The 13,046-nt window shown below is 69.9% G+C and carries 13 protein-coding genes; 8 read left to right on the top strand and 5 right to left on the bottom strand.

Annotation, left to right across the window (positions count from 1 at the left end; genetic code table 11):
- Positions 1-18 precede the first annotated feature (18 nt).
- From AC1DTW_RS26730 to AC1DTW_RS26720, 3 genes are all read right to left on the bottom strand, one after another.
- Positions 19-801: a 3-hydroxybutyrate dehydrogenase gene (locus AC1DTW_RS26730; protein WP_477984821.1), complete on the bottom strand. Its 783-nt coding sequence runs from the start codon at positions 799-801 to the stop codon at positions 19-21.
- Positions 802-837: 36 nt separating this feature from the next.
- The gene (locus AC1DTW_RS26725; RefSeq protein WP_477984819.1) at positions 838-2,007 is read right to left on the bottom strand and encodes a patatin-like phospholipase family protein; all 1,170 of its coding nucleotides are present in this window, start codon (positions 2,005-2,007) and stop codon (positions 838-840) included.
- Between the two features lie 99 nt (positions 2,008-2,106).
- Positions 2,107-2,265 carry a DUF3309 domain-containing protein gene (locus AC1DTW_RS26720; protein WP_477984817.1) on the bottom strand — a complete coding sequence of 53 codons (159 nt, stop codon included), beginning with the start codon at positions 2,263-2,265 and terminating at the stop codon, positions 2,107-2,109.
- A 248-nt stretch (positions 2,266-2,513) separates the two neighbouring features.
- Between AC1DTW_RS26720 and AC1DTW_RS26715 the strand changes: the two genes are divergently transcribed.
- From AC1DTW_RS26715 to AC1DTW_RS26685, 7 genes are all read left to right on the top strand, one after another.
- Complete coding sequence (locus AC1DTW_RS26715; RefSeq protein ID WP_477984815.1) at positions 2,514-4,886, top strand: bifunctional salicylyl-CoA 5-hydroxylase/oxidoreductase; 2,373 nt, start codon at positions 2,514-2,516, stop codon at positions 4,884-4,886.
- A gap of 11 nt (positions 4,887-4,897) precedes the next feature.
- Positions 4,898-5,434 (top strand): MarR family winged helix-turn-helix transcriptional regulator, encoded by a 537-nt coding sequence (locus AC1DTW_RS26710; RefSeq protein ID WP_477984813.1) that lies wholly within the window; start codon positions 4,898-4,900, stop codon positions 5,432-5,434.
- A complete protein-coding gene (locus tag AC1DTW_RS26705) occupies positions 5,431-6,288 on the top strand; it encodes an enoyl-CoA hydratase family protein (RefSeq protein WP_477984811.1) in 858 nt (285 codons plus the stop codon). The genes AC1DTW_RS26710 and AC1DTW_RS26705 overlap by 4 nt, the downstream gene beginning before the upstream one ends.
- An 80-nt stretch (positions 6,289-6,368) precedes the next feature.
- Positions 6,369-7,592, top strand: coding sequence for an acyl-CoA dehydrogenase family protein (locus tag AC1DTW_RS26700; protein ID WP_477984809.1), 1,224 nt, complete (start codon positions 6,369-6,371; stop codon positions 7,590-7,592).
- A gap of 5 nt (positions 7,593-7,597) precedes the next feature.
- The gene (locus tag AC1DTW_RS26695) at positions 7,598-7,993 is read left to right on the top strand and encodes a RidA family protein (RefSeq protein WP_477984807.1); all 396 of its coding nucleotides are present in this window, start codon (positions 7,598-7,600) and stop codon (positions 7,991-7,993) included.
- 50 nt (positions 7,994-8,043) lie between these two features.
- Complete coding sequence (locus AC1DTW_RS26690; RefSeq protein WP_477984805.1) at positions 8,044-9,225, top strand: acyl-CoA dehydrogenase; 1,182 nt, start codon at positions 8,044-8,046, stop codon at positions 9,223-9,225.
- Between the two features lie 16 nt (positions 9,226-9,241).
- A complete protein-coding gene (locus AC1DTW_RS26685) occupies positions 9,242-10,876 on the top strand; it encodes an AMP-binding protein (protein ID WP_477984803.1) in 1,635 nt (544 codons plus the stop codon).
- Between the two features lie 19 nt (positions 10,877-10,895).
- Here AC1DTW_RS26685 and AC1DTW_RS26680 read toward each other — a convergent pair whose 3' ends face one another.
- Together AC1DTW_RS26680 and AC1DTW_RS26675 are read right to left on the bottom strand one after the other, a co-directional pair.
- The gene (locus AC1DTW_RS26680) at positions 10,896-11,297 is read right to left on the bottom strand and encodes an OsmC family protein (protein ID WP_477984801.1); all 402 of its coding nucleotides are present in this window, start codon (positions 11,295-11,297) and stop codon (positions 10,896-10,898) included.
- 16 nt (positions 11,298-11,313) lie between these two features.
- Complete coding sequence (locus AC1DTW_RS26675) at positions 11,314-12,294, bottom strand: S1C family serine protease (RefSeq protein WP_477984799.1); 981 nt, start codon at positions 12,292-12,294, stop codon at positions 11,314-11,316.
- An 88-nt stretch (positions 12,295-12,382) separates the two neighbouring features.
- Between AC1DTW_RS26675 and AC1DTW_RS26670 the strand changes: the two genes are divergently transcribed.
- A complete protein-coding gene (locus AC1DTW_RS26670) occupies positions 12,383-13,039 on the top strand; it encodes a ProQ/FINO family protein (RefSeq protein ID WP_477984797.1) in 657 nt (218 codons plus the stop codon).
- Positions 13,040-13,046: the final 7 nt, after the last annotated feature.

The raw sequence follows: 13,046 nt of genomic DNA, 5'->3' as shown, positions 1-13,046 counted from the left end.
CGCGGCGAATCACTGCGCCTACTGCATGAACCAGCCGTGGCTGACGACGAGCGACTGGCCGGTCAGCGCGTTCGACTCGAACCCGGCGAAGAGCAGCGCGACCTCGGCGACGTCCTGCACGGTCGTGAACTCGCCGTCGACCGTTTCCTTCAGCATCACCTTCTTGATCACGTCGTCCTCGCTGATGCCCAGCGCCTGCGCCTGTTCGGGGATCTGCTTGTCGACCAGCGGCGTGCGCACGAAGCCCGGGCAGATCACGTTCGCGCGGATCTTGTGCTTGCCGCCTTCCTTCGCGACCGTCTTGCACAGCCCGATCAGGCCGTGCTTGGCGGTCACGTAGGCCGACTTCAGCACCGAGGCTTCCTTCGAGTGCACCGAGCCCATGTAGATGATGCTGCCGCCCTTGCCGGACTTCTGCATGTGCGGCATGACCGCCTTGGTCGTCAGGAACGCGCCGTCAAGGTGGATCGCGAGCATCTTCTTCCAGTCGGCGAACGGGAACTCCTCGACCGGGTGGACGATCTGGATGCCGGCGTTGCTGACCAGCACGTCGACCCCACCGTAGGCCGCGACGGCTTCGGCGACCGCCGCGTCGACCTGCTCTTCGCTGGTCACGTCCATCGCGACCGCCATCGCGGTGCCGCCGGCCTTGACGATTTCGTCGGCGGCCTGCTGGGCCGCCGCCTTGTTCATGTCGGCGATCACGACCTTGCCGCCTTCGCGCGCACAGGTCAGCGCGATCTCCTTGCCGATGCCGCTGGCGGCGCCCGTGACGATGCAGACCTTGTCTTGGAGCTTCATGGATGTGTTTCCGGTGAGGTTGAGAACAAATGGATGTCAGGTGGACGACGGGCTGTCCGAGGTCAGGTCGAACACGTTCACGCCGGTCGCGCTGCGCTCGCGTTCGAGCCAGCGCGGATCGTGCAGCGTGTGCGACATGTCGGTGCGGCCGGCATCCCAGTGCTCGCGCATCGACAGGCGCGAGAACTCGTAATCCTTCGACTGGCTCTCGTAATGCTTGCTGCGGTAGATCAGGTGCACGACATCGACCGCGCTCTCGCAGCGCACATTCGACAGCGCCTGCAGGTCGGGGTCCTCGCGCCACGCGGGCGGCAGCTTCGCGCGCAGCCGCCTGGCGGCCTGCGCGACCACCTGGCGATCGAGTTCGTTGGTGGTGTTCAGGCGCGTGCGGCTCGAGAAGCGGATGTCCTTCTCGCGCTCGGTCACTTCGGCCAGCGTCGTCGGCAGCGCGCCGAGTGCGGCGAACAGGTCGACCTGGAACACGACGCGGCGCCGCTTGCCGGGCTGGTCGAGCACGTACTGCAGCGGGGTGTTCGAGACCAGCCCGCCGTCCCAGTAGTGCTCGCCGTCGATCTCGATCGGCGCGAAGCCGGGCGGCAGCGCGCCGCTCGCCATCACGTGGCGGGCGTCGATGCGCTGCTTGGCCGAATCGAAATAAGCGAAGTTGCCGGTGCGCACGTTGACCGCGCCGACCGAGAGCCGCAGCGGCCCGGCATTGATGCGGTCGAAGTCGACCAGGCGCTCGAGCGTCTCGCGCAGCGGCGTCGTGTCGTAGTAGCTGATCGCCTGCAGCGAACCGCGCGCCTGGAACGGTGCCGGCGGAAACCGCGGCCTGAAGAAGCCCGGCACGCCAAACCACATCACCTGGTTGGCGCTCGCCTCGTTCAGCCCCTCTCGGCCGTACGGATCGGCGGAGATCAGCGGCGCGGGCAGCGCCGAGCTGACCAGATCCCAGAATTCGCGCAGCCGCGCGACGCGCGTCGAAGCCGCGTTGCCGGCGATCAGCGCCGCGTTGATCGCGCCGATCGAGATTCCGGCGAGCCAGTTCGGCTCGCGGTAGACCGTGGCGAGCGACTCGAACACCCCGGCCTGGTAGGCGCCGAGTGCGCCACCGCCCTGCAGGACCAGGATGCAATCTTCATCGGTCGCGGCCGGCGCGGCAGGTGCCGCGCGAGAGGGTGTGAGCGAGGGCTGGCGCAATGTCATGGGCGAGGTGCAGGGGGAACGCCGCCCGAACGGCGGCTTGCGCACCAAGCATAGCGCGCGCCAGCGTGGACGCGCCGGGGAGCGGCGTGCCGGTCGGCGTCAAATTCGACCCATCACGAGCAGTGCGATCACGATGATCAGGACCAGGCCCAGCCCACCGCTCGGTGCATAACCCCAGGAACTGCTGTACCCCCACGTGGGGAGCGCACCGATCAGCAGCAGGATCAGGAGGATCAGGAGGATGGTGCCAAGTGTCATGGTGGTCTCCATGGTTGCATGGGTGACCCGACCTTATGCGGGCGCCTTGTCGCGCGGAACGCGCCGAAGGCGCACGGCCGTGTGAGCCGCGGGCGCATCCGCGGGTGGCGTCCCGTCCTACAGCGCCGGATCGTCGCGCCGGGGTCCGACCGCGGCGCGCTTGACAAGCCGGCGGCGGCCCGCCAAAATACTTTAGAAGTGAACCATTCAGTTGTCAGCAAGGCGCGCGGCGCACCTCCGGAGACCGCATGAACATCGTCTGCATCGGCGGCGGCCCGTCGGGGCTCTATTTCGCGCTGTTGATGAAGCAGCAGAACCCGACGCACGAGGTCACGGTCGTCGAGCGCAACCGGCCCTACGACACCTTCGGCTGGGGCGTCGTCTTCTCCGACCAGACCTTGGGCAACCTGCAGGCCGCCGACCCGGTCAGCGCGGCGCAGATCCTCGATGCCTTCAACCACTGGGACGACATCGAGGTGAACATCCGCGGCCACAAGATCCGCTCCGGCGGCCACGGCTTCTGCGGCATCGGCCGCAAGCGGCTGCTGAACATCCTGCAGGCACGCTGCGAGCAGGTCGGCGTGAAGCTGGTGTTCGAGACCGACGTGCAGGGCGACGATACCTATCCGCAGGCCGACCTGATCATCGCCAGCGACGGACTGAACAGCCGCATCCGCGCGCGCCACGCGGCCACCTACCGGCCCGACATCGACACCCGCCTGTGCCGCTTCGTCTGGCTCGGCACGACCCGGCTGTTCGAGGCCTTCACGTTCGCGTTCGAAGAGACCGAGCACGGCTGGTTCCAGGCCCACGCCTACCGTTTCGACGACACGACCTCGACCTTCATCATCGAGACCCCCGAAAGCGTCTGGCTGAAGTCCGGGCTCGACCGGATGGAGAAGGACGACGCGATCGCGTTCTGCGAGAAGCTGTTCGCGAAGCACCTCGACGGCCACGCGCTGATCTCGAACGCGAGCCACCTGCGCGGCTCCGCGCAATGGATCAAGTTCCCGCGCGTCGTCTGCGAGCGCTGGGTTCACTACAACGGCGACGGGGCGGACCGCCGCCAGCCGGTCGTGCTGATGGGCGACGCCGCGCACACCGCGCACTTCTCGATCGGCTCGGGCACCAAGCTCGCGCTGGAGGATTCGATCGAACTCGCGCGCTCAATCGCCGCGCATCCCGGCGACCTGCCGGCGGCGCTGCAGCACTACGAAGACCTGCGCAGCATCGAGGTGCTGCGCATTCAGAACGCCGCGCGCAACTCGACCGAGTGGTTCGAGCATGTCGACCGCTACGTGAACCTGCCGCCCGAGCAGTTCGCATACTCGCTGCTGACGCGCAGCCAGCGCATCAGCCACGAGAACCTGCGCCTGCGCGACCGCGGCTACGTCGAAGGCTACGAAGACTGGATCGCGCAGCGCGCCGGCGCGCCGCGCGGCCTGGGCCACGGCCCGGTGCCGCCGATGTTCACGCCGTTCAGCGCGCGCGGCGTGACGCTGAAGAACCGCATCGTCGTCTCGCCGATGGCCCAGTACTCGTGCGTCGACGGCCTGCCGGCCGACTACCACCTCGTGCACCTCGGCGCGCGCGCGATGGGCGGCGCCGGCATGGTCGTCGCCGAGATGACCTGCACGTCGCCCGATGCGCGCATCACGCCGGGCTGCCCGGGGTTGTGGAACGCGGCGCAACGCGACGGCTGGAAGCGCGTCGTCGACTTCGTGCACCGGAACACCGACGCGAAGATCGCGATCCAGCTCGGCCACGCCGGCGCGAAGGGCTCGACGCGCGTCGCCTGGGACGGCATCGACCAGCCGCTCGACTCCGGCAACTGGCCGCTGCTCTCGGCCTCGCCGCAGCAGTACGTCGACGGCGTCAGCGACTGGTCGCACGCGATGAGCCGCGCCGACATGGACCGCGTGCGCGACGATTTCGTCCGCGCCGCGCGCTACGCCGCCGAGGCCGGCTTCGACTGGCTCGAGCTGCACTGCGCACACGGCTACCTGCTCTCGTCGTTCATCTCGCCGCTGACGAACCAGCGCAGCGACGACTGCGGCGGCACGCTCGCGAACCGCCTGCGCTACCCGCTCGAGGTGTTCGCCGCGGTGCGCGCGGTGTGGCCGCACGATCTGCCGATGTCGGTGCGCATCTCGGCACACGACTGGGTCGACGGCGGCATCACGCCCGACGACGCGGTCGAGATCGCACGCGCCTTCAAGGCCGCGGGCGCCGACCTGATCGACTGTTCGTCGGGCCAGGTCAGCAAGCGCGAGCAGCCGGTCTTCGGTCGCATGTTCCAGACGCCGTTCGCCGACCGCGTGCGCAACGAGGCCGGCATCGCGACGATCGCGGTCGGTGCGATCTCCGAGGCCGACCACGTCAACAGCATCATCGCCGCAGGCCGCGCCGACCTGTGCGCGATCGCGCGCCCGCACCTCGCCAATCCCGCGTGGACGCTGCTCGAGTCGGCCAAGATCGGCTACACCGGGATCGAGTGGCCGAAGCAGTACCGCGCCGCCAAGTCGCAGCTCGAACGCAATCTCGAGCGCGAGCGCGCGGCGGCCGCGCTGGGCGGCGGCACGTCGGCGCTCGAGCAGGCGAACCGGGCGCTCGGCGTCTGAGTGGCATGGCGATGAAACAGCACGACGCCTCCCACGCGCTGCTCAGCGAAGCGCAGGAACTCGGCGTCGAGGCCCGCGCCGGCAGCGACGACCATGCGGCGCTGAAGCTGTGGCTGCGCATGCTCGCGAGCACGACGCAGATCGAGGCCGAGATCCGCACGCGGCTGCGCGAGCGCTTCGGCATCTCGCTGGCGCGCTTCGACTACATGGCGCAGCTCTTCCGCTACCGGCAAGGGCTGAAGATGCGCGCGCTGTCGCGCTACCTGATGGTGACCGGCGGCAACGTCACCGGCCTGACCGACGAGCTCGAGCGCGACGGCATGGTCGTGCGCGAGGCCAGCCCCGAGGATCGCCGCGCCTGGATCGTGCGCCTGACGCCGAAAGGCCGGCGCGCCTTCGAGGCGATGGCGCAGGCGCACGAGGAGTGGATCCTCGCGCTCTTCGCCGGGCTCGACGCGAAGACCGTGCAGCAGCTCTACACCCATCTCGGCGCGCTGCGCGTGCAGCTCGTCCGCAACGAAACCTCTCCCGAGGAGAAGACCCGATGAACACGCCCACCCGCGTCGACCCGGCGCTCGCCGCCGGCAACCGGCGAACGCTGGCCGACTACCGCGCGACCCACTTCGGCTGGCAGGCGAGCGAGGGCGTCGCGACGATCACGCTGAACCGCCCGGAGCGCAAGAACCCGCTGACCTTCGACTCGTACGCCGAGCTGCGCGACCTGTTCGGCGCGCTGAAGCATGCGACCGACGTGCACGCGATCGTGCTGGTCGGCGCCGGCGGCAACTTCTGCTCCGGCGGCGACGTGCACGAGATCATCGGCCCGCTGGTGCGCCTGAAGGCGCCCGAGCTGCTGATGTTCACGCGCATGACCGGCGACCTCGTGAAGGCGATGCGGGCGTGTCCGCAGCCGATCGTCGCGGCGGTCGACGGCATCTGCGCCGGGGCCGGCGCGATCGTCGCGATGGCCTCGGACCTGCGGCTCGGCACGCCGCGCAGCAAGACCGCATTCCTGTTCAACCGCGTCGGCCTGGCCGGCTGCGACATGGGCGCCTGCGCAATCCTGCCCCGCCTGATCGGGCAGGGCCGCGCGAGCGAGCTGCTGTACACCGGCCGTTCGATGGGCGGCGAGGAGGGCGAGCGCTGGGGCTTCTTCAACCGGCTCTGCGCGCCCGACGCGCTCGCCGCCGATGCGCTGGCGCTGGCACGCGAGCTCGCGGCCGGCCCGACATTTGCGAACGGCATCACGAAGATGATGCTGCACCAGGAATGGGCCATGACGATCGAGCAGGCGATCGAGGCCGAGGCGCAGGCACAGGCGATCTGCATGCTGACCGAAGACTTTTCGCGCGCGTATCACGCGTTCGTCGCAAAGGATCGTCCCCGCTTCGAGGGCAACTAGGATGAAACCCCCACGCTCACTTCGTTTGCTGCCCCCCGAGGGGGTGTCTCAGTCCCTTCGGGCGGCCGGGCGGTACTGAGATGGCCGACACCCGCTACCTCGACTGGCCGTTCTTCGAAGACCGGCATCGCGCGCTTGCCCAGCAGCTCGATGCGTGGGCGCGCGAGCATGTCGACGCGGCGCATGGCAGCGACGTCGACGCGCAGTGTCGCGCGCTGGTGCGCCGGCTCGGGCAGGGCGGCTGGCTGCGCCACGCGGTCGGCGGGACCGCGCATGGCGGCGCGGCCGAACAGATCGACACGCGTGCGATCTGCCTGATCCGCGAGACGCTGGCGCGCCACGCGGGGCTGGCCGATTTCGCGTTCGCGATGCAGGGGCTGGGCTCGGGCGCGATCAGTCTCGACGGCACGCCCGAACAGAAGCGGCGCTACTTGCCACGCGTCGCACGCGGCGAGGCGATCGCCGCGTTCGCGTTGTCCGAACCCGATGCCGGCTCGGATGTCGCGGCACTGGCCTGTGCGGCGCGCATCGAAGGCGACGAAGCGGTGCTCGACGGCGAGAAGACCTGGATCTCGAACGGCGGCATCGCCGACTTCTATGTCGTCTTCGCGCAGGACTCGAGTGTGCGACCCCGGGGCGGGGCCGCGGGCGAGGCGCCGGGCTCGCGCGGCATCTCCGCGTTCATCGTCGATGCCGACACGCCGGGCCTCGAGATCGCCGAGCGCATCGACGTGATCGCGCCGCACCCGCTAGCGCGCCTGCGCTTCACGAACTGCCGCGTGCCGCTGAGCCAGCGCATCGGCGCGCCGGGCGAAGGCTTCAAGGTCGCGATGCGCACGCTCGACGTGTTCCGCACCTCGGTCGCCGCGGCGGCGCTCGGCTTCGCGCGCCGCGCGCTCGACGAAGCCTTGCAGCGCGCGACGACGCGCCGGATGTTCGACGGCGTGCTCGCCGACTTCCAGCTGACGCAGGCCAAGCTGGCGCAGATGGCGACGACGATCGACAGCGCCGCGCTGCTGACCTACCGCGCGGCATGGCAGCGCGACCAGGGGCGCGGAGTGACGCGCGAGGCCGCGATGGCCAAGCTCGCCGCGACCGAAGGGGCGCAGCAGGTGATCGACGCCGCGGTGCAGATCTGGGGCGGGCGCGGCGTCGAGAGCGGCCAGCCGGTCGAGCAGCTCTACCGCGAGATCCGCGCGCTGCGCATCTACGAAGGCGCGAGCGAGGTGCAGCAGCTGATCATCGCGCGCGAACTGCTGAAAGACCTGCGCGCGCAATCATCTGATCGAGCATCGAAAGGCTGATGACCATGCAAGTATTGCTGCCCGAAGGCTGGCCGCGCCCGAAGGGATATGCGAACGGCGTCGCCGCGACCGGCCGCCAGGTGTTCATTGCGGGGATGATCGGCTGGGACGCGCACGGCGTGTTCCACAGCGACGACTTCGCCGCCCAGGCGCGCCAGGCGCTGCAGCACATCGTCGCGGTGCTGGCCGAGGCCGGCGGCCGCCCCGAACACATCGTGCGCATGACCTGGTATGTGACCGACAAGCGCGAGTACCTCGCCGCCGGGCGCGCCGTCGGCCAGGCCTATCGCGAAGTCATCGGCTCGTACAACGCCGCGATGAGCGCGGTCGAGGTCAGGGCGCTGATGGAAGACCGCGCGAAGGTCGAGATCGAGGCGACCGCGGTCATTCCGCCGGCCTGAGACGCGCCTCGCGTATTCTTTCAGGATCACTTCACCGGAGCCGCCCGATCATGGCCAAGACCAAAGCCTCCTTCCACTGGGACGACCCGCTGCTGCTCGACCTGCAGCTCAGCGACGACGAACGCGCGGTGCGCGATGCGGCCGCCGCGTACTGCCAGGAGCGCCTCGCGCCGCGCGTGACGATGGCCTTCCGCGACGGCACGACCGATCCGGCGATCTTCCGCGAGATGGGCGAGCTCGGCCTGCTCGGCGCGACGATCCCCGAGGCCTACGGCGGCGCGGCGCTGAACTACGTCTGCTACGGCCTCGTCGCCCGCGAGGTCGAGCGGGTCGACTCCGGCTACCGCTCGATGATGAGCGTGCAGAGCTCGCTGGTGATGGTGCCGATCAACGAGTTCGGCACCGAGGCGCAGAAGCAGAAGTACCTGCCGAAGCTGGCGCGCGGCGAGTGGATCGGCTGCTTCGGCCTGACCGAGCCCGACCACGGCTCCGACCCGGGCAGCATGGTCACGCGCGCGAAGAAGGTGGCGGGCGGCTATGCGCTCAGCGGCGCGAAGATGTGGATCACCAACAGCCCGATCGCCGACGTGTTCGTCGTCTGGGCCAAGGACGACGAGGGCGCGATCCGCGGCTTCATCCTCGACAAGGGTGCCAAGGGCCTGAGCGCGCCCGCCATCCACGGCAAAGTGGGGCTGCGCGCTTCGATCACCGGCGAGATCGTGATGGACAACGTGTTCTGTCCCGAAGAGAACGCCTTCCCCGAGGTGCGCGGCCTGAAGGGCCCGTTCACCTGCCTGAACAGCGCGCGCTACGGCATCGCGTGGGGGGCGCTCGGCGCCGCCGAGGACTGCTTCCACCGCGCGCGCCAGTACACGCTCGACCGCAAGCAGTTCGGCAAGCCGCTCGCCGCGAACCAGCTGGTGCAGAAGAAGCTCGCCGACATGCAGACCGAGATCACGCTCGGCCTGCAAGGCTGCCTGCGCCTCGGGCGGATGAAGGACGAGGGCATCGCCGCGGTCGAGATCACGTCGATCATGAAGCGCAACTCCTGCGGCAAGAGTCTGGACATCGCGCGCGTCGCGCGCGACATGCTCGGCGGCAACGGCATCAGCGACGAGTTCGGCATCGCGCGGCACCTGGTGAACCTCGAGGTGGTCAACACCTACGAAGGCACGCACGACGTGCACGCGCTGATCCTCGGGCGCGCGATCACCGGCATCGCAGCGTTCTGACCAGGAGGAAAGCGGCATGGCCGGCAGCGCGCACATCGACACCTTCGCACGCGATCACCTGCCGCCGGCCGACCAGCAGCCGGAGTTCATCTTCGAGCTGCCGGAGCTGCAGTTTCCCGCAACACTGAACTGCGCGAGCGAATTGCTCGATCGCCACATCGCCGAGGGCCGCGGCGAGCGCGTCTGCCTGCGCGCGCCCGGCGGCCTGGAATGGAGTTACGCCGACCTGCAGCGCCACGCGAACCGGATCGCGCACGTGCTGGTCGACGAGCTCGGCCTCGTGCCCGGCAACCGTGTGCTGCTGCGCGCGGCGAACAAGCCGATGCTGGTCGCGTGCTGGTTCGCGGTGATGAAGGCCGGCGCGATCGCGGTCGCGACGATGCCGTTGCTGCGCGCGAAGGAGCTCGGCCAGATCATCGAGAAGGGCCGCGTCACGCACGCGCTGTGTGATGCCGCGCTGCGCGCCGAGCTCGACGCCGCGGCGGCGCAGCGGCCGGTGCTCGCGCACACGCTGTGCTTCGGCGATGCCGCCGCACCCGACGGGCTCGAAGCGCGCATGGCACGGCATGCGCAGCACTTCGACAACGTCCCGACCGCGGCCGACGACACCTGCCTGCTCGCGTTCACCTCCGGCACGACCGGCCAGCCGAAGGCGACGATGCACTTCCATCGCGACGTGATGGCCGCCTGCGCCTGTTTCCCGCCGCACGTGCTGCGCGCCACAGCCGACGACGTCTTCATCGGCAGCCCGCCGCTCGCGTTCACCTTCGGCCTGGGCGGGCTGACGCTGTTCCCGATGAGTGTCGGCGCATCGACCGTGCTGCTCGAGAAGGCTTCGCCGCCGGACCTGCTCGACGCGATCGGCCGCTTCGGCGCGACCGTGCTCTTCACCGCGCCGACCTCGTACCGCGCGATGGCCGCCGGCGCGCGCGAGCGCCGCATCGCGGCGCCGCTCGGCGGCTCGCTGCGCAAGTGCGTCGCGGCCGGCGAGGCGCTGCCGGCCGCGACCCGCAAGCTCTGGCTCGACGCGACCGGCATCGAGATCATCGACGGCATCGGCGCGACCGAGATGCTGCACATCTTCGTCTCGGCCGACGAAGCGAACGCGCGGCCCGGCGCGACCGGCGTCGCGGTCCCCGGTTATCGCGCCTGCGTGATGGACGCCCAAGGTCGCCCGGTGCCGCCCGGCACGATCGGCCGGCTCGCGGTGAAGGGCCCGACCGGCTGCCGCTACCTCGACGATGCGCGCCAGGCGAACTACGTCAGCGGCGGCTGGAACTACACCGGCGATGCGTATCTGCAGGACGCCGACGGTTACTTCGTCTACCAGTCGCGCACCGACGACATGATCATCTCGTCGGGCTACAACATCGCCGCGCCCGAGGTCGAAGACGTGCTGCTGACGCATCCCGGCGTTGCCGAATGCGCGGTGATCGGCGTGCCCGACGCGGAGCGCGGTCAGATCGTCAAGGCCTTCGTCGTGCTGCGCGAAGGCCAGTCGCCCGACGCGGCGACCGTGCGTGCGCTGCAGGATTTCGTGAAGGCCGCGGTCGCGCCCTACAAGTACCCGCGCGCGATCGAGTTCCGCAGCAGCCTGCCGCGCACCGAGACCGGCAAGCTGCAGCGCTTCAGGCTGCGCAGCGACGCCTGAGGTCAGCGCGTCGCGGTGGTCACAGCAGCCAGACGGTCTCGACCTCGGTCGTCGCGCTCGTCATCAGCTTGTGCACCGGGCACTTGCCGGCGACCGCGAGCAGCTCTTCGCGCTGCGCGTCGCTGAGCGCACCGGTCAACCGGATCGAAGCCTTGAGCCGGTAGATGCCCTTGCGCTCGTCGCTGTCGTCGCGGTCGACCACGACCTCGATGTCCTCGAGCGGGATGCCCTTCTTCTTCGCGTACCAGAGCATGGTCAGCGCCTTGCAGGCACCGAGCGCGCTGTCGTACAGGTCGTGCGGCGACGGGCCGGCGTCGGTGCCGCCGACGCCGGCCTGTTCGTCGGCAATGAGGGTGTGATCGCGCAGGCTGACGGTGTGCCGCAGGCCGGTGCGGCCGTCGCGGCGAACAGTGATGCTCATCGGAAAATCTCTCGGTTCATACCGCAGCGAGGCGCTCGGTCGGCCGCAGCTGCAGGTACAGCGGCTGCGGCGAGAGTGTGCCGCGCAACAGCTTCAGCGCGCAATCGTGCTGGATGCGGCTCGCGTCGAGCGTCTGGTGCAGGCGGTCGACCGAGTCGATGTCGACGCCGTCGAGCCCGACGATCACGTCGCCTTCGCGCACTCCCGCCCGATCGGCGGGGCTGCCGGCCTCGACCTGCAGCACGCGCACGCCGCTCTTCTGCGCGAGGCCGTGCGCCAGCATCACGCGCCGGTGCAGCGGCGCCGTGCTGCCGCCGACGCCCAGGTGCCCACGGCGCACGCGGCCGTGCTGCAGCAGCTGCGGGATGACCCAGGTCGCGATGTCGATCGCGACCGCGAAGCAGATCGAATTCGCGCCGCGGATGATCGCGGTGTTGACGCCGATCACCTCGCCGCGCGCATTCAGCAGCGGCCCGCCGGAGTTGCCGGGATTCAGCGCCGCGTCGGTCTGGATCACGTTCGGGATCAGCCGGCCCGTGCTCGTGCGCATGCTGCGCCCGAGTGCGCTGACGATGCCCGAGGTCGCGGTGTGCTCGTAGCCGAGCGGGTTGCCGATCGCGATCGCGATCTCGCCGCGCTTCAGGCCGACCGACGTGCCCAGCGGGGCGTGCGTCAGCGCGCCTTGCGAGAGGCCGTCGATGTGCAGCACCGCGAGGTCGGTGTCGGGGTCGTCGCCGACCCAGCGCGCGTGGTATTCGCGCGCATCGGCCAGCGAGACGCGGTAGCTCGGCTTCGACTCGCCCGGCGCGAACGCTGCCTTGCCGGCACGCACGACGTGCGAGTTGCTGAGCAGGTAGCCGTCGGGCGTGAACAGGAAGCCCGAACCGCCGCCGGCCGCACCGACCTGGACCGCGGCCACGCTGGGCCCGAGACGCTCGACCACGTCGCTGACGGTTTGCGAATAGGCGTCGAGCAGGAAAGCGTCCGTTGCACCCACGAGTCATCTCCTCACAGGCTTCGGAAATCGGGGTGCACGGCGAAATTGCAAGCACAATCCAGCCCTTCCACGCCTTCGCCCCCGTTCCATGTCCGAGACCACACCGCCGCCGCCGTCGACAACCGAAGCCGCCGCGCCGGCTGCAGCACCGGCCACCGCGCCGGCCACCGCGCCGATGAACCCCGCCGAGTGTGCACAGCTGCTGAAGCAACTGTTCCCGGCGCTGTTCGGCGGGGCGGTCAAGCCGTTGAAGCTGCGCATCCAGGTCGATATCCAGGAGCGCGCGCCGGGCCGCTTCTCGAAGCAGGCGCTGTCGGCGTTCTTCCGGCGCCACACCGGCAGCACCTCGTACCTGATCGCGGTGTCGAAGGCGGCGCACCGTTTCGATCTGGACGGCCAGCCCGCTGGCGAGATCAGCGCCGAACACCGCCAGGTCGCGCTCGACGAGCTCGCGCGCCGCCGCGAAAGCCAGCAGTCTCGCCGCGAGCTCGAAGAGCAGCAGCGCCGCAACCGTGCCGGCCTGCTGCACGACTTCCAGACGACGACGCTGACGAAGGCGAATTTCTGCGCGCTGAAGGGCGTGCCGGTCGACGAGCTCGACGGCCTGCTCGAGATCGCGCGCGGCGAGGCCGAGGAGCGCGCGCGCCAGGCACCGCCGCCGCGCCACACGCCGGCCTTCGACCGCCCGCGCCGTCCGCAAGGGCCGCCGCGCGACGCCGAGCGCGCACCACGCCGGTCGCGCTGAGGCGCGG

This window comes from Rhizobacter sp. P5_A1 (assembly GCF_056400745.1).
Note: the sequence above shows the minus strand (reverse complement) of the source record. Positions and strands in the feature narration are given on the sequence as shown.